Raw genomic sequence first — 452 nt, 5'->3', positions numbered from 1 at the left:
GGGAATTCCAGAAGATGTTTTTGCCACCCGCAGCCCTGCCCTGACTGTACTCAAGGAATTTATTCGGCATACATCTTGTTGCGTGTTGTTTTTTCCGCCCGCAGCCCTGCCCTGACTGTACTTAATAAATGCTTGGGCATACATCGTGTAACTGTTCGTGTGGTTCGTGGTAAATTCTTCTTCCATTGCTCATTGCTCACTGCTCATTACTCATTACTCACTGCTCAATGCTAATTGCTCATTCCCCACATAAACAAAAATTTAACCCGTGTTTATCCCCAGTTTATGTACTTTCCACATTTGAAAACCTATCATTACAACCATGAGTATGTCAGAACGCATTGTCAACCGCCCGATTCTGGGGGTTATAGTCTTCGGACTTGTCGCCATAGTCGCGCTGTACCTCGTTTCAGGTTTAGCCATAGATATGTTTCCTGAAATGGATATGCCGA

1 protein-coding gene is annotated in these 452 nt (G+C 44.5%); it reads right to left on the bottom strand.

Annotated elements, in window-relative coordinates; all coding sequences use genetic code 11:
- Positions 1–186 (bottom strand): hypothetical protein (locus ACYVRH_RS14645; RefSeq protein ID WP_461257596.1); only part of this gene is annotated, 186 nt, incomplete at its 3' end.
- Positions 187–452 lie beyond the last annotated feature (266 nt).

This window comes from Treponema sp. R80B11-R83G3 (assembly GCF_054786115.1).
This window is presented reverse-complemented; position numbering and strand designations above follow the sequence as displayed.